An 18068-nucleotide genomic window follows, 5' to 3' on the forward strand; every position below is an offset into this window, starting at 1 on the left:
CTGATCTCCATTGGCCGGCTGCCTTAGCCGATGATCAACTTTCGCACCTTTAAGCTGAACCCAGTCGGAACTGCCCGTTCAGTTGCGGTTCAGTCGTCTGGAATTGCGTGAAACCAAAGAGACAGAGCGGTTCAGAGGCTCATGAAAAACTGAACCGCGCTAAACCTGATCGAAAGCAAAAGGGCGCCAGGAGCCGGCGCCCTTTTAAAGGGATTTGCAGAGTTTGGAGGCCGATTAGTTGTCGCCGACCTGCTTCGTGCAGCTGAAACTCTTATCTCCGATCACAATATCCAGCGTTGCCTTGTACGCGGTTCCTTTGGAGCCGAGCGAGACGGAGCTGAGGATTGCCGCATGCCCCGCCGTGGCATCAAAATCGCCACTCTGGTTGATGGTGGAACTTCCACCGTCTCCCGATTTTTCGACGCGAAACGTGTAAGTCCCGCCGACATGCGTGTCGGCGTGGACGAGCGCATCCAGTCTCACCATACCTGCTCCAGGCGTTGCTTTGATTTCGCAAAGCCCCGCATCGTCAGATTGGTTGGCAGTCGTCATGGCCGCAACGGCACCGACGGGAAGCAGGACCAGCGCGAGGATCGTCATCAGACGGCGTGGATGCTTGATGCTATTTGGCATGGGTCATCTCCCCAAATGGTCTGCTGTCGCGTTTGTGACTTCTTTCACGTCATCGCGCGGTCGCTTAAGGGCAGGCCTGGACGAAGGCCGCGACATTGCCGTTGCCGCCCTGGCTGACATTGGCGCTGCAGCCATGGCCGACCTGGACGCCAGCCGCGATGTTGCCATTGCCGTCCTGGGTAAGGATGGTCGTGTGGTTGGAGCCAAATTGGCCGATGCCGGCTATGTTGCGGTCACCGTTCTGATAGGTGGCGCCGTAATTGTCATTGCCTTCCTGACCGACAGCCGAAAGGTTGTGGCGACCATATTGATGGCCGATGATCCGGTTGTAGCCGCCGTTCTGGTAGGTTCTGATGCGGTTTGCATACCCTTCCTGAGCGCCGCCGGCGGAGTTCGACCAGCCATATTGTTCGATACGCACATCGTTGGCCATGGCGGGGGCCGCGGCGGTGATGCCGACGAGAGCGACGAGTGCGGTTGCAATGAAAGACGTGCGGATCATGACTGTGTCTCCTCAGGCGGATAAGACCGCGGTTGAACGTCTTTCTTTTAGACGCCGCCTTCGGAACAGAAGCTGAAAGCACCATTCAGCCCGGGTTCATTCGCGGAGATCGGTGCCAGCCCCTCGCAATTAGCGTTCCGAGGAAATGTCATGGTGGCTCATTGGTTTGTAGCGAGCTGGCAGCTACCCGCACGATGAAAATGGATATAGGCCGGCGATTGTCTGCTCTGAAGGTCGGAAACATCGCAGGTAAAGAGCTTCTGCTCGTCGCCTTAAAAAAACAATGCAACGGCTTGGTGCATGCGAAGCCCTGCGGCCCGCCTCCCTTGGATCAAGATCAATGTGGCCCGCTGCTATGAAAATCTGTGTTCCTTCCCGGTCAAGGGCGTGGCGAACAAAGCCTCGCCGATCTGGATCGGTCGATCGCCGTCGGTGCGTGCGACAAGTGATATCAGTTCGGGAACATCAAGATGAACGACCGTGTCGGCGCCGAGCCGCTCGATATGGCGCCCTATCTCGATGCCGTCCCCTTGATCAATGCAGCGCGGACAAGCGCTATTCGGGTTCCTGAAGATCTTGCGATCATCGGCTACGACAACTCTCCGATGGCCGCCATGCCGCTCGTCGGCCTGACGAGCGTCGATCAAAACCAGATGCAGCTCGGGCGGACGGCTGTGGAGGTGCTGCTCGGGAGGATCGATGGCCGGCACGAGGCCAGACATCTGCTGATCGAACCCCGCGTGGAATTGCGCGGCAGCACTTGACGCGCGATCCGGACGAAAAGGTAGTAAGACGCACCCGGCCGTGTCCGCCGCCCCTGCTCGGCATGGGGACAGCCGGATAGCTAACCGCTATTTGCAAAGGCAGACGGGAAACATGCCGGTGCCGGCAATTGGGCCGAGGATTTTTTCCTCCGCCCGATTGCCGGTTTGTCTGCTGGCTTTGGCCAGCGCGGCTTGCTGTTCGTTCTTTCAGAACTTATAGCTCGCGCCAACAAGCACCTTGTTCTGAGTGGCGCCGAACTCCCCGATCGCCGACCCGAAATCCTTGTTTCCAAAATCGGAATAGCGGTATTCGCCGCGAATGATGACATTATCCGTGAAGGCGTGCTCGATGCCGCCGCCTGCCGTCCAGCCGATCAGGATATCGTCTTTTTTCCCAACGCCGGGGACATCAACCTTGCCGCCAGCGGCAGCGAGACCGGCTGTCGCGAAGAGCAGCGTCCGGTCCAGGGCGTAACCGACGCGAGCGCGGCCCGACGCATCCCATTCGAGATCCGCTTCCTTCTTGTCCTTGAAATTGTAGTTGAAGTCGTTTTCGATACCGTAGACGATATTGCCGGATTGGAAATTATATCCGGCATGAACGCCAGCCGTGCCGCCGTCGAGATTGCGGTCGGTGCCCAGAACGGTCCCTTTGTTCCAGACATAGCCGCCCTGTCCGCCGAGATAGAAGCCGGACCAGTCATAGGCCGAATAAGCCTGTTCGGCGGCTGGCGCGGAACGCTCATAGGTGAGGTCGGCGGCGAGGGCCGGAACGGCTAGGAACGACGCCAGGGCGCCGACGACGAAAAGCTTGATATGCATAATGGCAGTGCCTCATGTTTTGCACCAGCGGAAAGGCGTTCGCGTGTCGCATCGGCCCGGCTCATAGGGTGACTATGTCGTCCCGCAAGATTGCTGTGTGTGCTTTCATGTTCGGTTTTGTTGCGACGGTGAAAAAGCACTGGGGAGTATCAAAAGGTGCAAAATCGGCGGCTTGTCGGATTTGAAAACGGGGCCATCCCGCCGCGTCCCATGCCGCAAGATTTCGCAGGAAAACATCCAGGCCCATGCGGTCAGCGCTCTTCGGCCGCCCCCGAAACACGTTTGGCGGCGGTTCTAACCTTCATGCGTTCGGCGGCGGGCTTGATAATTCTTGAGCCTCCGGCGGAAACCTTGATTGCGAAGGCGCCGGGCATGTACATGTGATGGGAACCGCATTGCTATTCCAGAAGCGGATAAGGTTGGAGAGCCGCATGAACCTCTTCCTCAAAAGCCTTGCAGACGCGCGACGCGCGGGCAAGCCGGTCGGAATTACATCGGTGTGCTCGGCGCACCCGCTCGTGCTTGAAGCGACGATGTCGCTGGCTCGGCGGGAGGGTGGTCCCGTCCTGATAGAGGCTACCTGTAACCAGGTTAATCAGTTTGGCGGCTACACCGGAAAAACGCCGGCGGATTTTGCCGGAGATGTTCTCGCGCTCGCCGAGGCCAACGGGGTAACGATTTCCGACATCATCCTCGGTGGCGACCATCTCGGACCCAATCCTTGGCGGCGGGAGACCTCCTCCGCGGCAATGGCCAAGGCCGAGGTCATGGTTGCTGAGTATGTGAGAGCGGGCTTCACGAAAATCCACCTCGATGCATCCATGGCATGCGCCGATGACCCATCCGCCCTCGACGATGGCATCGTGGCTCAAAGGGCGGCGAGACTGGCAAAAGTTGCCGAACAGGTTGCGAGGGAAGTGGGCGCCAAGCCGCTCTACGTGCTGGGGACGGAAGTCCCGGTGCCGGGAGGCGCGGACCACGCGCTCGACGTCGTCGAACCGACCGGCGCCGAAGCCGCCACCGCCACCATCGAGATCCATCGCGAGATTTTCGCGAGGGAAGGGTTGTCGGAGGCGTTCGACAGATGCATTGCCTTCGTCGTCCAGCCGGGCGTGGAGTTCGGCAATGAGAACGTCGTTGGCTACAGACCTGAGCTCGCTAGGAAACTAACCAGCGTGCTGGATCATGAAGTGGGTCTGGTTTTCGAAGCGCATTCGACAGACTACCAGTCGGAAAGCGCGCTGACCGCACTGGTACGCGATGGATTTCCAATTCTGAAGGTTGGGCCTGGATTGACGTTCGCGCTGCGAGAAGGCCTCTTCGCGCTCGACTTGATCGCAACGGAACTTGACCCGGACTATGACCGCGACCTTGCCGTCACCATGGAGCGCCTCATGCTGAAACATACGGACGACTGGGCGGGACATTATCATGGCAACGAAGAGGCTATCCGGCTTCAACTTCGCTACAGTTACAGTGACCGCATCCGTTACTACTGGGGTTATCCGGAAGCTGTTGGCGCCGTTCAAAAGCTGACCGATACACTTCATGGCCGCGAAATCCCGCCGACGCTCGCAAGCCAGTTCCTCGGGCGGATGGCAGACAGGATCGGCGCAAAGGACAGCGTGGACATTATCGTCAAGACATTTGTCGGTGGGGTCCTCGAAACATACGCCCGTGCGTGCCGACAAGCCGGCTGACCGATCCGAAAACGGCTCTCCTGCCGCATATTCCGTTCATCATTGCCACCTAAGGCTCGAAAGGCGTCGTAATCGAGGCTCTTGCCATTCCCGCTTATAGGATCGCCTCCGTCCAGCCTTGTGTCTTCAGGTCGCTCGGGAATGTATGTCTGCCTTGTGACCTGCCTTCCTGAAGAGGTTGCCCATAGGTCACCATCGTCCATTCGATCGAGGGGCAATCACATGAGGGCATGCGCCGAATCTACGATCGTCCGGCAAGCAAACAACGGCTGGAGGCACGTGGCGGCTGCCCTTGGTCTCGTCAGATGATGGGAGGCCTTGCCGGCAACCTCCGCGGCCGTATCGGCAGACGGTGATGACAAGCGGATCACCAGAGCCGCGGATGCGGTCCTGGGTCTCATAGTCCATATTTCGGTCTATCCGACCTAATCAGTCACCGGCTCGCCGAGCGTATGCATCAGGCGGTTCGCCCAGCCGAAAATTGCCGACGAGAAGACGAGATCGATGGATTCCAATTCAGACAAGCCCACATCGGCCAATGCCTGCGCATCGGCTTTCGTGGCTTCGGGCGGCGTTGGCGAGAGGCGTGCGGAAAAATCAAAGATCGCCTGCAGGTGCTCGTCGAGTTCCGCATCCAGGCCGTCCGTGAAGATTGCTTCGATCACGTCGGTTCTTTTGGTCTGGCTGATGAAGCGGGAGGCGTGAACCGCGGCGCAGTAGACGCAGTGGTTGACGATGGACGCGGCCGTCGCGCCCAGTTCGCGCTCGCTCGAAGCAAGCCCGTCCTTTCCGTACATGATCAGATTGAACAGGGGAGAGCGGACGGTCAGCGATTCCGGATCGTGCGCGAGCGTCAGGACATAGGGCGAAATCCCCTTGTTGGACGGCGTCACCTGCATGGCAGCGCGCTGTTCCTCGGTCGCGGTCTCGATGTCGACCGGAACGACATAGGGCTGCCAGCGCGGAATTTTGGTGGTGAAGGCATGGACGACTTCGCTCATTGTCTTGCTCCGATCAATGCCAATCCCGCGATGACGCGCACCTGGTAGTTCACGAAGGCTGCCAGTTCGGAGAGGCGGACGATGTCGGCATCGGCCACGCCGCTGGCGCGCAATGCCTCTATGTCCGCCCGGCTCGCCTCCCTCGGTGCGACGGTCAGCCGGTCGGCGTGACGAACGATCTCGGCGATGCGCGGGTCCTCCGCGGTCGTGCCAGGTGAGGAGAGCGGGGCAATCGCGGTTTCGCCCGCCCGCTCCACGAGAGCATCATAGTGGCGCGCCAGCGCCTCGTTGTGATTTTGCCGGGCCATGCGGGCGGCAAGCGCCGCCCGAAGTCCATGGGACAGACCGCCGGGATCGCGTGGCAGCAGCACCGCGTCATGGGCTGCCTCGCTCAGGCGCAGGATCTCAGCGCGCTTTTCCATGGCTTCGGCGAGCGCGGAGCCAGGCTTCACGGAGACTAGGGTTTCGATGAGTGTCAAAACAGGCTCCTCGGGTGCGTCTTTGGGGGCAGCATCTAGGTAGGCGTGACACATCATTATGTCAAACGATAATGATTAAGCGACTTTCATGCGAAATAATTATCTAATTCCGATCGTCAAGTGAGAATTCTTATGCTTTACTCGCATTAAGAGGGGTGTTTCATGTCAATTATGCATTCTAACTCTTTCGATATTCGTCAACTTGAAGCCTTCGCGGCGGTGATTTCCGCGGGTAGCGTGACCGGGGCGGCGCGCTTGCTGGGCCGATCGCAACCGGCGGTCACCAGGCTCATCCAGGATCTGGAAGCCGATATCGGCTATGCGCTCCTGCATCGAAGCGGTCCACGGATCACGCCGACCTCGCGAGGCGTGCTGTTTCATTCCGAGGTCGAGCGCCATCTTGCCAGTCTCACACATATCCGTGAGCGCGCGGAGGCGATCGGTCGTGATGAACCACTCACGCTGACGATCGCGGCCACGCCGTCGCTTGCGGCGGGCGTTCTGCCGCGGACACTCGCGGCCGTTGCCCCGGATCTGATCCCGCGTCATCTGCATGTGCAGGCGCTTGCGGCCGAAAACGTCGTCCAGGCAGTGCTCGCCCGCTCGGCGGATTTGGGGATCGCAAGCCTGCCGCTCGAACATCCGGGCCTCGAAATACACTGGATCGCGGAGGCGCCATGTGTCGTCGCCATCGCCGCGAACGATCCGCTCGCCGACCGTGACGTGGTGCGTCTTGCCGATCTCGCCGATCGCCGCATCATCACCCTGGCAAATCCATATCGCTTGCGGCATCGAGTCGATGAGGCACTGGAACGGGCGGGGGTCTCGCCGGACCGGATTATCGACGTCAATGCTTCACTGACGGCGCTGTCGTTGGTTCGGGCAGGACTAGGGATTGGCATCGTCGAGCCGGCGACCGTCGTCGGCGTGCCGCTTGACGGTGTCGTGATGCGCGTGCTCGATCACACCATCCCCTTTCTCTTCGGTGCGATATCGCCCGCCGCGCTGCCGCTCACATCGACGATCACGGCAGTGATCGAGGCGGCGCGCGCGGTGGCTTTAACGATGCCAGGCTGCCGCCTATTCGACTCGAGCGGCGCGGAAGCGCTGGCCGATACCATTTACGGGCAAACCGCGAGACCTGAGGGAGCGTCGATATGAGCGACCTTTCCATCTTGCCGGACGGTCTCGATGCTCTTGAGGCGCGGCTGCGGCAGGATCTCGCCTGGCTGGAACTGCCGGCCAAATCCTGGGTGCCGCCGCGCATGATCGACGGTCAGCCTGTCGTCGATGTCGTCATCATTGGCGCGGGCATGGCCGGGCTCGTCGCCTCCGCGATGCTGAAGAGGCTGGGCGTCGCCAACCATGTCGTGCTCGACAAGGCACCCGCGGGTCGCGAGGGGCCCTGGGTCACCTTCGCCCGAATGCGAACGCTACGCTCTCCCAAGCAGCTCACCGGTCCGGCGATGGGGCTGCCCGCCCTGACGTTTCGCGCCTACTACGAAGCGCGCTTCGGCCGGGAGGCGTGGGTCGTGCTCGACCGCGCGCCGCGTGAGACGTGGATGGAATATCTGATCTGGTACCGCAAGGTGCTCGAGCTTCCCGTCCGCAACGGCGTGACAGTCGATGCGATCCTCCCACGCGAGGACGGAATGCTTGATCTTGTCTGCATCGAGGAAGGCCTCAAGGAGACGATCATTGCGCGTCATGCGGTGTTGGCGACCGGCCGCGATGGTCTGGGCGGCCCGTTCGTGCCAGATATCGCGAAAAGCATCGGTGGCAAGTTCTGGGCGCATACCGCTGACGACATCGATTTCGCGATGCTGCGCGGCAAGCGGATAGGCGTGATCGGTGCCGGCGCCTCGGCGATGGACAATGCCGCGACCGCTCTCGAAGCCGGTGCGGCGCGCCTCGACATGTTCGTGCGCCGCAGGGAGCTGCCGCGGATCAACAAGTTCACGGGCATCGGCAGCCAGGGCGTGGTGCACGGATTCGCCGGCCTTCCCGATGAGTGGAAGTGGCGCTTCCTCAATTATGCCATGGCCCAGCAGACGCCGCCGCCGCGGCCGAGCGTCTTGCGCGTCAGTTCCTTCCCGCAAGCCCATCTCCATCTTGAGAGCCCGATCAGCAGGCTGGAGCAAGAAGGCGACCACGTCATCGTGACGACGCCGAGGGCCAGCTATCCCGTCGACTTTCTGATCTTTGGAACGGGCTTCAAGATCGACCTGAGCAATCGACCGGAGCTTGCCGCCTTCGGCCCACATATACGCTTGTGGCGCGATCGCTTCCCGGTGCCGACGGAGATGCCCAACGCCGAACTCGAGGAATCCCCCGATCTCGGAGAGGCGTTCGAATTCCTCGAAAGGGAGCCGGGCTCGTGCCCGACGCTGGCAAGGATTCACTGCTTCAATTTTCCGGCGACACTCAGTCACGGCAAGCTCACCGGCGACATCCCCGCGATCAGCGAAGGTGCCGATCGCCTGGCGCGCGGCATTGTCCGCGCCCTCTTTGTCGCCGACCGCGAGAAACACTTTGAAAACCTCCAGGCTTTCGACACGCCGGAACTCCTCGGTGACGAGTGGGCGGATGACGATACCAAGGAGCCTTCCGAACTTTCTTCCGAAAGGACCTGAAACCCGCAATGCTTGAGATCAAGAACCTAAAGCTGTCTTACGGAAGCACGCAAATTCTAAATGGTGTGGACCTGTCGGTGAAGCGGGGCGACGTGGTGTCGATCATCGGCCCGAGCGGCACCGGCAAGACGACGCTTCTCAAGTGCATCAACCATCTGACCAAGCCGTCCTCCGGCTCGATCGCGTTGGATGGCATCCGCATGGATTACGCTCGCCCCGACAAGGCCGCGGTGCAGGCGATCCGTCTTCGCACGGCGATGGTTTTCCAGCAGTTCAACGTCTTCAAGAACATGACCGTCATCCAGAACGTCATGGACCCGCTGGTGGTCGTTCAGCGCAAGCCGAAGGAAGAGGCCCGCGCGATTGCCCTGCGGGAACTCGAGCGCGTCGGACTTGCCGACAAGCTCGACAACTATCCCTCCCAGCTCTCCGGTGGTCAGCTCCAGCGGACCGGCATCGCCCGCGCCTTGGCGGTCAAGCCGGACGTGATGCTGTTCGACGAGCCGACATCATCGCTTGACCCCGAACTGGTGAACGAGGTCCTGAAGGTGATCAAGGATGTGACGTCCTCGGGCATCACATCGCTCCTCGTTACCCATGAGATGCAGTTCGCCAAGAACATCTCGAACCGCATCGTCTTCATGGACCGGGGCGTCGTCGCCGCGGACGGCACTCCGGCCGAAATCTTCGATACACCCTCCAACCCGCGCCTCGCTCAGTTTCTCAATTCCGAACGCGCGATCCAGTAGAAAGGATGCCTGAAATGACTTCCATGAGTTCAATCTCGCGCCGTGGCCTCGGTCTCGCCGTAGCAGGCGTCGCGATCGCCTTCGCAACCGCCTCGTTCGCCGAGGACGTCCGCACGATCAAGATCGCCACCGCGGCCGAATCGAAGCCGCTCTCCTGGGGCGCGATCGGCGTCGAGCCGCAGGGTTACGAACCCGACGTGCTGAGGGCGATCAACGCGAAGCTGCCCCAGTACAAGTTCGTCATGGAAGGTGCGGCCGATATCGCCCAGGAAACCGGCCTTGCCACCGGCAAGTACGACATCGCGACGGGCGGCTATTACCGCGCGCCCGCCCGTGAAAAGCAGTTCCTCATTCCTGAGGCCCCGATCGGTGCGAGCTTGATCAAGATCTATAGCCGCAAGGATAGCGGCATCAACGAGATGAAGGATCTGGTCGGCAAGAAGATCGTGCCCGTCACCGCAGGCGGCGGCATCTACAAGTTCGCCACGGCATGGCAGGAGCAAAACCCGGCTTACAAGATCGAGATCACCGCCTCGAGCGCCGGCGTTCCCTATCCGGACCGGCTGAAGGAAGTGCAGAACGGCAAATACGATGCGCTCGTGCTGCCATCCAACCTTGGCGAGCAGACCGTGATCGACCAGCAGAAGCTCGACATCAAGACGAGCGAGCCGGTCGCCATCAATCAGACCTTCGTGCTGATCCATCGCTCCGAGGAGAACAAGGCCCTCTCCGATGGCATCGACAAGGCTCTGAAGGAGCTCAAGGCCGACGGCACGCTTGCCAAGCTCTCGCAGAAGTGGTTCGGCGAAGACATCACCACGTATATGAAGTAATGCCGCCCTCCGACCCCGGTGGTCAGGCCCAAAGACTGAGAGAAGGAGTGTTCCGAAGTGGACCTTTCCGTCATGATCCCAGAGCTGCTCTCGGCCTTGCCGCTGACGCTTGCGATCACGTTCACGGCCATGATCGCCGGCTTCGTGCTGGCGTTGATCGCGACGACGTTCCGGGTTCGCAGGATCCCGGTGATCAGCCATTTGGCGGATCTCTACGTATCTTATGCCCGGAGCGTGCCCGTCGTCCTGCAATTGTTCGTCGCCTTCTACGGGCTTCCCGTGCTTGTGGGTGTGTTCGGCGTCGCGGACTTCGTGTCTCCGACCATCGCGGCGATGCTGGGCTTGAGCCTCTATCACGGCGGCTATCTGTCCGAAGTCATGCGGCCGGCCTATCTCGCCGTCGAACGCGGCCAGCATGACGCGGCGGACAGTCTTGGCTATACGTTCCGCCAGAAGCTCACGCGCGTTCTCGGGCCACAGGCGGTTCACATCGCGCTTCCCGGCTACGGCAATTCGATCATTTATCTGATCCATAACGTTGCGCTCGTCATGTATATCGGCGCGGCCGATGTCATGGCGACCGCTCATCTTGTGATGGAGCGCGACTATAACCAGTACCAGTTCGAAACATACCTCGTGCTGGCGGTGCTCTATTCGCTGCTTTGCCTGGTCGCCTGGTCTGTCGTCCGCTTTTTCGAGCTTCGTTCCGCGAGATTTTCTCCAGGCGCGAAGCGCGGCAGAACCACGCTGATGGCAAGCGTCTGATCGAAGGAGTTACTACATGTTCGATATCGACGTTCTTCTCCCCGATCTTTGGGATATCCTGGGTGCGGTACCCCTCACGCTCGCGATGGCGCTTGCGATCTTCGTCTTCTCGACGATCATAGGCAGCCTGTTCGCCATGGTGGAATATCGGCGCATCCCTGTCCTGCGACAGCTTGTCGTCGCCTACAAGGTCGCGTTCAAGGGCGTGCCGATGGTCGTGGTGATCTTCCTCGCCTACTATGGCCTTCCCTCGACCCTGCAATTCCTGACATCGCTGATTGGCGTGGACTATAACGGCCATTCGACGCCAAACTGGGTCACGCTCATCGTCGCCCTGACGGCCTGCGTCGCCGCTTTCCAGGCGGAAGTCGTCAAGGGCGCGCTGAATTCTTTCGACACCGGCCAGGCGGATGCAGCCTATTCGCTCGGCTACAAGAAGAGCCAGCTCTTCCGCCGGGTCATGCTTCCGCAGGTCATCGTCGCGGCGATACCGGATCTTGCTAATTCCTTCATGGTCATCATGAAGGCGCTTTCCCTGGGGTTCGCCATCGAGGTGGTCGACATCTTCGCGCAGTCGCAACTGACCGCAGCGCTGAACTTCTACTATCTCGAGGCGTTCCTGGTCGCGGTCGTGATCTACATGGTGATAGCCTATGCAGTAACCCAGATCGCGGACAGGACGGAGCGAGCGCTCAGGGTGCGGACTTGATCTCGACCCAACGCTTCCGACGCGGCAAGACAAGACGGTCTCCATCGACTGATCGCCCTTGAAAACCGCGGCCGGGGACGAGCACCCGCGCCGTCCACTCTTTCCTCTCCAGACCGCCTTTTTGGAAATTCATTTCTCCCCATTCTCGTTAGTCCACTTAATTTATAGACTAAAGTCAAATTGGAGAGAGTGGCAATGAGCATCGAAAAGTCCGACAGCGGTCTGGGAAGACGGGAGCTGCTGAAATTATCCGCGGCGGCTGGAGTTGCCGTTGCCGGCGCTTCGCTGATCGGGCGAAAGCCCGCCTTCGCGGCCGAGGAAGAGCCGTCCCTGAAGGGTAAGCGCATCGCCATCAGCGCGACCGGAACCGACCATTTCTTCGACCTGCAGGCCTATAATGCCCAGATCGAAGAGGTCAAGCGCCTCGGGGGCGAGCCGATCGCCGTGGACGCGGGGCGCAACGACGCCAAACTGGTCTCGCAATTGCAGACGCTGATCGCCCAGAAGCCGGATGCCATCGTTCAGATCCTCGGCACTCTGAGCGTCATCGACCCCTGGCTGAAGAAGGCGCGCGACGCCGGCATTCCGGTTCTGACGGTCGACGTCGGCTCGACCAATTCGATCAACAACACCACCTCCGACAACTGGGGCATCGGCAAGGACCTGGCGCTGCAGCTCGTCTCCGATATCGGCGGCGAAGGCAATATCGTCGTCTTCAACGGCTTTTACGGCGTGACGCCTTGCGCGATCCGCTATGACCAGCTGGTCAATGTCGTCAAATATTTCCCGAAGGTGAAGATCCTCCAGCCGGAATTGCGCGACGTCATCCCGAATACCGTGCAGGACGCTTTCACCCAGATCACCGCGATTTTGAACAAATATCCGGAAAAAGGATCGATCAAGGCGATCTGGTCGGCATGGGACATCCCGCAGCTCGGCGCGACCCAGGCGCTTGCCGCCGCTGGCCGCACCGAAATCCGCACCTACGGCGTCGATGGCAGTCCGGAAGTGCTGCAGCTCATCGCCGATCCGAAATCGCCCGCTGGCGCCGACGTCGCTCAACAGCCCGCGGAAATCGGCCGCACCGCCATCCGCAATGTCGCGAAGCTTCTTGCCGGTCAGACGGTGCCGCGCGAGACCTACGTTCCAGCGCTTCTGGCCAACAAGGCCAATGTCGGCGAGGTCACCAAGAAGCTCGGCATTGGCTGATAGTCCGCTCCGGGCGATGCCGCCATGGCTGGATCGCCCGGAACATGTCCGCTGGAGACCGAGATGAGCGCCATTTCTTTCAAGCAGCCGGTGACGGCAAAAGACGACATCATCCGCTTTGAAGGCATCGTCAAGCGCTTCGGCGGAGCGCAGGCGCTGGCGGGTGCGTCGCTTGGCGTCAGACGTGGGACCATCCATGGTCTCGTCGGCCAGAACGGCGCGGGCAAGTCGACATTGATCAAGCTGCTTGCCGGTCTTCATCAGCCGGATGACGGGAGGATCGAGATCGAAGGGCAAGCTTTCGATAGGCTGACCCCGCATCTCGCGGAAGAGCTCGGCATTCACTTCATTCATCAGGATCGGCTTCTCGTGCCGACTTTTACGGTCGGCGAAGCCCTGTTTCTCGGCCGGGAGCCGCGCATACCAGGCACGCCATTTCTCGATCGCCGGCTGATGCAGCGCCGTGCATCCGATATCCTCAAGGATTATTTCGATGTGCGGTTGCCGAACAGCGCGCTGATCGGTGAATTGTCGACGGCCGAAAAGCAGATCGTCCAGATCACCCGCGCGCTTCTGAACCAGCCTAAGGTGCTTGTCTTCGACGAACCGACGGCGGCATTGGTGCGTCGCGAGGCCGATATCCTCTTCCGCCTGATCCGTCGCCTGCGCGATGAAGGCGTGACCGTCATTTACATCTCGCATTACCTGAACGAAATCGAGGAACTCTGCGACCATGTCACCGTGCTGCGCAACGGGCTGGACGTCGCTTCGGTGCCGATCCTGGAAACATCGGCCGCGGCGATCGCGCGGCTGATGGTCGAGCGCGACATCAAGGACATGTTTCCGAAGCTGGTTGTTGCGCCCGGCGATGAAATCCTCAAGGTCGAACGGCTTTCTGCGCCCGGAAAATACGAGGATGTCAGCTTCACCCTTCGTCGCGGCGAGGTGCTGGGCCTCACTGGTTTGCTCGGTTCCGGGGCAAAGGAGCTGGTCCGCTCTCTCTTCGGTCTGGATAAGCCGGCCTTCGGCCGTATCGAAATCGGCGGCAAGGCTGTCCGTTTCGCCAATCCCAGTCACGCGACGGATAACAGGATCGCCCTGGTGCCCGAGGATAGGCGCCGCCATGGCATCGCGCTCGACCTCAGCGTCGCGGAAAATATCAGTCTTTCCAGCCTCGATCGCTTCACGCGCCTCGGCTTTCTCGACCGCGAGGGCGAAAGGCGGGAAATCGATTCCCTGATTGAACGCCTGCAGGTAAAGACCAACGGGCGTAACGCCTTGCTGCGCACGCTTTCGGGCGGCAATCAGCAGAAGGTGGCGATAGCCAAATGGCTCAGTCGCCAGTCCGAGGTCTACCTCCTCGACGAGCCGACGGTCGGCGTCGACATCGGCTCCAAGGTCGAGATCTATACGCTGATCGGCGAACTCGCGGCGCGCGGCGCCGGTGTCATAGTCCTGTCTTCCGACCTGCCGGAACTCCTTGGCATCACGGATCGCATCCTTGTGCTCTTCCGTGGCCGGGTGGTGCGGGAATTCATATCGTCGGAGACGACGGCGGATGCCGTGCTCGCCGAAGCCACCGGATCGTCGGAAAGACAGCGCCATGTCGGCTGAGGTAGAATTCGCGCCTTCCGGATTTTCGACCTTAGAAGAACCTGCCCGGCCGGCCGGCAATATAGCGGCCACGGCATTACGCTTTGGGTCGCTGATCGCCTTTGGGGTCATCCTGATCGTCTTTTCGCTGACCGCGCCTTATTTCCTCAGCATCGGCAATATCGGCAATGTGCTCGGCCAATCAGCCATCTCCGGCGTGCTCGCGATCGGACTGACGATCGTCCTCATCGCCGGCGGCTCCAATGTCGTCACCGGCGGCATCGACCTGTCGCTTGCCGCCAATATGGGCCTCAGCGCCGCCGTCTATGCCAGCCTCACGCAACTCGGCTTTGGTGATGTCACGGCGATCCTGGCATCGATCCTGACTGGTACACTGATCGGCGCGGTTAATGCCATCGCCGTCGTCTATGCCGGTATCGTGCCGCTACTCGCCACGCTTGCCGTCATGAACGTCGTTGCCGGCCTGGAACTGGTGCTGACGGGAAATACCGTCCTTCCGGCTTCCACGCCATTCCTCTCGGCGCTTTCTGCTTCGGACTCCCTCGGCATGCCGATCCTCGCCTATGTGCTCATCGGCTTCACGGCGATTGCGACGGCGATCGTGCAACATACGCCGCTTGGTCTGCGCCTTTACGCTGTCGGCGAGTTTCCGGATGCCGCGCGCGCCGCCGGCCTTCCGCTTCGTCGCCTGCTTGCCGGCGCATTCGTCGCCAGCGGCCTATCTGGCGGCATCGCCGGCGTCCTCTCGGTTTCCTACCTGAGCGGCAGCACGACGGGTTCCGGCGAGATGCTGTTGCCCGTCGTTGTCACCGCTTTGCTCGGTTCGGTCTTTTCACGCAGGCTGGTTCCAACAGTGACTGGAACGTTGCTTTCAGCTCTGCTGGTCGGCTTCCTCACCAACGGTTTCCAGCTGCTCAATATTTCGAGCACGCTGGTCAGCGGCGTGCAGGGCTTGCTCATTCTCATCGTGGTCTCCGCGACCACCCTGTTGCGTCGGCAGGAGACCTGAACATGTCGCTCCATGTTTCCGCACACGCCACGGTTGGCTTGACGCGGCTGATCGCCGCCAACCTAGTGCGCTATGGGCTGATACTTGCCCTGGTTGCGGTCTTCGCCGTCTTTTCCCTGATCACACCGACATTCCTGACCCTTGCCAACCTGCAGAGCATCCTGGTTAACAATTTCACGTTGCTTGCCATCGTTTCCATCGCCATGACCTTCGCGGTCGCCTCTGGCGGCATCGATCTTTCGGTGGGAACGGCGATGGATTTCGCAAGCTTTGCCTTCGTCTCGCTTGTCCTTGCCGGACAGCCGGTGGCATTTGCTGCGCTTACCGGATTGGGGGCCGGGGCGCTTGTCGGTGCTTTCAATGCGCTGCTGATCTCAGGGATTGGCGTCTCGCCGTTCCTTGCGACGCTCGGCACGCTGTTCATCGGCCGCAGCATCCAGCAGCTGCTGACCAATGGCGGCAATCCCGTCTATCTGCCGCCGAACGGCGTGCCAGAGGCTTTCCGTTTCCTTGGCCACGGCACGATCGGGGGGGGCCCTGTGCCGCTCGTTGCCGCCATACTCATCATCGCGGTCGCCGCGGTCATTCTTGCCCGCACGCGCTTCGGCCGCGTCGTGCTGTCGATCGGTATCCAGCCGGGTGTCGTGCGCTATTCCGGTATTGCGGCTCCCGCCTATATAGCGGCCACCTTCGTATTGGTCGGATTGATCGCAGCCGTCGCTGGCCTGATTCTGACCGCGACCGTCACCGTCTATATCCCGTCTTCCGGTAATGCATTTCTGCTGAATGCCATCGGCGCAACCTTCATCGGCACGACGCTCAGTCCGCTCGGGCGGCCGAACGTCGCTGGTACCGTGCTGGGTGTGCTGCTGCTCAGTATCGTGGCCAATGGACTTTTATTGACCGATCTGAATTTCTACTGGCAGCAGGTCGGTACGGGAACACTGATCTTCACCGTGCTCGCCCTGAGCTTCATGAACCGGAAAGCGGCTGGCCGCCCGTGAGGCAAGCCGCTTTCCGACTGCTCTATCTGCCACATTTTTCTCGCCCTGTCCGATTCCGAAATCTACGCGCCGAGCCGAGCGTCGGCTACGCTCGCAGATCTACACGCCTAGGTCGGGGCAGTGTTTAGCAACAGGCTTCGCTCGCCGAATTTTACGAAAAAGGGTCCCGGAGGACCCTTTTGATTACGCAGGCGGAAAATCAGCGCTGGAGGTTGACCAGCACGTCCAGCAGGTCGGAGCCCGTCTGGAACACCTTGGAGTTGGCCGTATAGCTCTTTTGTGCCTGGATCATGTCGGTGAGCTGGCCCGCCAGATCGACGTTGGAAGCTTCCAGCGAGTTCGACTGGATGTAGCCGAGACCGTTGCTGTTGGCGAAGCTGGTGACGGTCACGCCGGAGTCGGCGTTGGCCTGATAGACGTTGCCGCTCAAGAGCGTCAGCTTGTCCGGGCTTGCAACGGTTGCGAGCGGGATCTGGTAGATCGCCTTCGGATCCCCTTTCGCGTAGTTCGCGTAGACGACGCCGTTCTTGTCGATGGTAACGCCGGTGACTGCGGCTGCCGCCTGCCCGTTGGTCGAGCCGGTGGAAGCGAAATCGGATGCCTTTTGGGTCATCTTGGTCAGATCCATCGAGATCGTTCCGCCCGTCTTCGGATCAACGATATTAAACACACCCTTATTATCGATCGACTGATTTCCATTCGCATCGAATGTCAGCTGAGTGGTCCCGACGGGCGCCGATGAGTAAGGGAATGAGCTGCTGCCCGATGTATTTGCATCGTCGTGGCGATAAACCGTTACTTCCCATTGGCCCGATGTTGGTGGGGTTGCGGTGGAATCCGCATCCGCTATTTTGGTGTAATAAACGTCATACATGACGCTGTTACCGAGCTTGTCATAGGCAACAACCGAGCTCTTCTGGGTGTCGGTCGTAACTGTTGCGGTATTCGAGCTACCGGTGTAACCGGTGCTCGGCAGCGCCACGGTCGAGCTGGCTGTGACGGTGGTTGCATTCGAATTGAGGTTGCCTGTGAAGCTGCCGGATGTCGAAGCTTCGTTGGCAAGACCGCTCTGATTGACGTTGATCGGCACCAGGCCGTCGAAGCCGTTGACGACGACAGCCGGCGCTCCAGAAGCATAGGAGTAGCCCATCAGCGTATAGCCAGCGGAGTTCACGAGGTTGCCGTTTGCGTCCGGCGTAAAGTCGCCCGCGCGGGTCAGGACGGTCTTGCCGTCGGCGCCCTGCACGACGAAGAAGCCGGCGCCCTGGATCGACAAGTCGCTGCTCGACGAGGTGGAGACCGTGTCGCCCTGCTGCGAGACCGAATAGCTGACGTTGGTTTCGACGCTGCCGGAGTTATAGTTGCCGCCGCCCGAAGGGAGAATCAACGACGAAAAGCTGGTGCTCGCCGACTTGTAGCCCGTTGTATTGACGTTCGCGATGTTGTCCGACACGGTGCTAAGCTTATTTGCCTGCGCGTTCATGCCGGAAACTGCCGTTTTCATGCTACCAAAGATGCTCATTGGTTCCTCGCACGTTGCTGATGCGGGAATGGTAGCGATAATGACTTGTGTGAAGCTGGCTTTTTGGCGTGCGCCGCCAGTTTGAATCAGTTCAAAACATCGACGATGCTTGAGCCGAGC

18 protein-coding genes are annotated in these 18068 nt (G+C 60.5%); 12 read left to right on the top strand and 6 right to left on the bottom strand.

Annotated features, from left to right (window positions below):
* Positions 1-234: 234 nt before the first annotated feature.
* Together csgH and AC13QY_RS06370 are read right to left on the bottom strand one after the other, a co-directional pair.
* Positions 235-633, bottom strand: a complete 399-nt coding sequence (csgH, locus tag AC13QY_RS06365) for a curli-like amyloid fiber formation chaperone CsgH (RefSeq protein WP_113331696.1) — start codon at positions 631-633, stop codon at positions 235-237.
* Positions 634-697: 64 nt separating this feature from the next.
* Positions 698-1135, bottom strand: coding sequence for a curlin (locus tag AC13QY_RS06370; RefSeq protein ID WP_488492950.1), 438 nt, complete (start codon positions 1133-1135; stop codon positions 698-700).
* A gap of 470 nt (positions 1136-1605) precedes the next feature.
* On the opposite strand from AC13QY_RS06370, the gene AC13QY_RS06375 reads away from it, so the two are divergent.
* Entirely contained in the window at positions 1606-1899 is a 294-nt protein-coding gene (locus AC13QY_RS06375; protein WP_488492951.1) for a substrate-binding domain-containing protein, read from the top strand.
* 207 nt (positions 1900-2106) lie between these two features.
* Here AC13QY_RS06375 and AC13QY_RS06380 read toward each other — a convergent pair whose 3' ends face one another.
* Positions 2107-2721 carry an outer membrane protein gene (locus AC13QY_RS06380; protein ID WP_183809962.1) on the bottom strand — a complete coding sequence of 205 codons (615 nt, stop codon included), beginning with the start codon at positions 2719-2721 and terminating at the stop codon, positions 2107-2109.
* A gap of 431 nt (positions 2722-3152) precedes the next feature.
* On the opposite strand from AC13QY_RS06380, the gene AC13QY_RS06385 reads away from it, so the two are divergent.
* Positions 3153-4421: a D-tagatose-bisphosphate aldolase, class II, non-catalytic subunit gene (locus AC13QY_RS06385; RefSeq protein ID WP_488492952.1), complete on the top strand. Its 1269-nt coding sequence runs from the start codon at positions 3153-3155 to the stop codon at positions 4419-4421.
* A gap of 425 nt (positions 4422-4846) precedes the next feature.
* Here the strand turns inward: AC13QY_RS06385 and AC13QY_RS06390 are convergent, their stop codons facing one another.
* A complete protein-coding gene (locus tag AC13QY_RS06390) occupies positions 4847-5422 on the bottom strand; it encodes a peroxidase-related enzyme (RefSeq protein ID WP_113331706.1) in 576 nt (191 codons plus the stop codon).
* Positions 5419-5901, bottom strand: a complete 483-nt coding sequence (locus tag AC13QY_RS06395; protein ID WP_488492953.1) for a CMD domain-containing protein — start codon at positions 5899-5901, stop codon at positions 5419-5421. The genes AC13QY_RS06390 and AC13QY_RS06395 overlap by 4 nt, the downstream gene beginning before the upstream one ends.
* 162 nt (positions 5902-6063) lie before the next feature.
* Here AC13QY_RS06395 and AC13QY_RS06400 point away from each other — a divergent pair, with 162 nt between their 5' ends.
* The 10 genes from AC13QY_RS06400 (at position 6064) to AC13QY_RS06445 (ending at position 16426) form a co-directional block, all read left to right on the top strand.
* Positions 6064-7062, top strand: coding sequence for a LysR family transcriptional regulator (locus tag AC13QY_RS06400; RefSeq protein ID WP_488492954.1), 999 nt, complete (start codon positions 6064-6066; stop codon positions 7060-7062).
* The gene (locus tag AC13QY_RS06405; protein ID WP_488492955.1) at positions 7059-8534 is read left to right on the top strand and encodes an NAD(P)-binding domain-containing protein; all 1476 of its coding nucleotides are present in this window, start codon (positions 7059-7061) and stop codon (positions 8532-8534) included. Before AC13QY_RS06400 ends, AC13QY_RS06405 begins: the two co-directional genes overlap by 4 nt.
* 8 nt (positions 8535-8542) lie before the next feature.
* The gene (locus tag AC13QY_RS06410) at positions 8543-9283 is read left to right on the top strand and encodes an amino acid ABC transporter ATP-binding protein (RefSeq protein ID WP_069614054.1); all 741 of its coding nucleotides are present in this window, start codon (positions 8543-8545) and stop codon (positions 9281-9283) included.
* 14 nt (positions 9284-9297) lie between these two features.
* Positions 9298-10116 carry an amino acid ABC transporter substrate-binding protein gene (locus AC13QY_RS06415; RefSeq protein ID WP_113331711.1) on the top strand — a complete coding sequence of 273 codons (819 nt, stop codon included), beginning with the start codon at positions 9298-9300 and terminating at the stop codon, positions 10114-10116.
* Between the two features lie 57 nt (positions 10117-10173).
* Positions 10174-10881, top strand: a complete 708-nt coding sequence (locus AC13QY_RS06420) for an amino acid ABC transporter permease (RefSeq protein ID WP_488492956.1) — start codon at positions 10174-10176, stop codon at positions 10879-10881.
* A gap of 16 nt (positions 10882-10897) precedes the next feature.
* Positions 10898-11590 (top strand): amino acid ABC transporter permease, encoded by a 693-nt coding sequence (locus AC13QY_RS06425; protein ID WP_113331713.1) that lies wholly within the window; start codon positions 10898-10900, stop codon positions 11588-11590.
* 195 nt (positions 11591-11785) lie between these two features.
* Entirely contained in the window at positions 11786-12799 is a 1014-nt protein-coding gene (locus AC13QY_RS06430; protein ID WP_488492957.1) for a sugar ABC transporter substrate-binding protein, read from the top strand.
* A 63-nt stretch (positions 12800-12862) separates the two neighbouring features.
* Entirely contained in the window at positions 12863-14413 is a 1551-nt protein-coding gene (locus tag AC13QY_RS06435; RefSeq protein WP_488492958.1) for a sugar ABC transporter ATP-binding protein, read from the top strand.
* On the top strand, positions 14403-15422 hold the full coding sequence (locus AC13QY_RS06440) for an ABC transporter permease (RefSeq protein WP_488492959.1): 1020 nt from the start codon (positions 14403-14405) through the stop codon (positions 15420-15422). The genes AC13QY_RS06435 and AC13QY_RS06440 overlap by 11 nt, the downstream gene beginning before the upstream one ends.
* Before the next feature lie 2 nt (positions 15423-15424).
* A complete protein-coding gene (locus tag AC13QY_RS06445; protein WP_488492960.1) occupies positions 15425-16426 on the top strand; it encodes an ABC transporter permease in 1002 nt (333 codons plus the stop codon).
* Positions 16427-16625: 199 nt separating this feature from the next.
* On the opposite strand, the gene AC13QY_RS06450 is transcribed toward AC13QY_RS06445, so the two are convergent.
* Positions 16626-17948 carry a flagellar hook protein FlgE gene (locus AC13QY_RS06450; protein ID WP_113331718.1) on the bottom strand — a complete coding sequence of 441 codons (1323 nt, stop codon included), beginning with the start codon at positions 17946-17948 and terminating at the stop codon, positions 16626-16628.
* Positions 17949-18068 lie beyond the last annotated feature (120 nt).

The sequence above is a fragment of the Martinezella sp. CNPSo 3795 genome, assembly GCF_057784475.1.

Bases quoted from the DNA above. Each gene is read 5' to 3' on its own strand.
- csgH (WP_113331696.1), bottom strand. From the start codon at position 633: ATGCCAAATAGCATCAAGCATCCACGCCGTCTGATGACGATCCTCGCG.
- AC13QY_RS06370 (WP_488492950.1), bottom strand. From the start codon at position 1,135: ATGATCCGCACGTCTTTCATTGCAACCGCACTCGTCGCTCTCGTCGGC.
- AC13QY_RS06375 (WP_488492951.1), top strand. From the start codon at position 1,606: ATGAACGACCGTGTCGGCGCCGAGCCGCTCGATATGGCGCCCTATCTC.
- AC13QY_RS06380 (WP_183809962.1), bottom strand. From the start codon at position 2,721: ATGCATATCAAGCTTTTCGTCGTCGGCGCCCTGGCGTCGTTCCTAGCC.
- AC13QY_RS06385 (WP_488492952.1), top strand. From the start codon at position 3,153: ATGAACCTCTTCCTCAAAAGCCTTGCAGACGCGCGACGCGCGGGCAAG.
- AC13QY_RS06390 (WP_113331706.1), bottom strand. From the start codon at position 5,422: ATGAGCGAAGTCGTCCATGCCTTCACCACCAAAATTCCGCGCTGGCAG.
- AC13QY_RS06400 (WP_488492954.1), top strand. From the start codon at position 6,064: ATGTCAATTATGCATTCTAACTCTTTCGATATTCGTCAACTTGAAGCC.
- AC13QY_RS06405 (WP_488492955.1), top strand. From the start codon at position 7,059: ATGAGCGACCTTTCCATCTTGCCGGACGGTCTCGATGCTCTTGAGGCG.
- AC13QY_RS06410 (WP_069614054.1), top strand. From the start codon at position 8,543: ATGCTTGAGATCAAGAACCTAAAGCTGTCTTACGGAAGCACGCAAATT.
- AC13QY_RS06415 (WP_113331711.1), top strand. From the start codon at position 9,298: ATGACTTCCATGAGTTCAATCTCGCGCCGTGGCCTCGGTCTCGCCGTA.
- AC13QY_RS06425 (WP_113331713.1), top strand. From the start codon at position 10,898: ATGTTCGATATCGACGTTCTTCTCCCCGATCTTTGGGATATCCTGGGT.
- AC13QY_RS06430 (WP_488492957.1), top strand. From the start codon at position 11,786: ATGAGCATCGAAAAGTCCGACAGCGGTCTGGGAAGACGGGAGCTGCTG.
- AC13QY_RS06435 (WP_488492958.1), top strand. From the start codon at position 12,863: ATGAGCGCCATTTCTTTCAAGCAGCCGGTGACGGCAAAAGACGACATC.
- AC13QY_RS06440 (WP_488492959.1), top strand. From the start codon at position 14,403: ATGTCGGCTGAGGTAGAATTCGCGCCTTCCGGATTTTCGACCTTAGAA.
- AC13QY_RS06445 (WP_488492960.1), top strand. From the start codon at position 15,425: ATGTCGCTCCATGTTTCCGCACACGCCACGGTTGGCTTGACGCGGCTG.
- AC13QY_RS06450 (WP_113331718.1), bottom strand. From the start codon at position 17,948: ATGAGCATCTTTGGTAGCATGAAAACGGCAGTTTCCGGCATGAACGCG.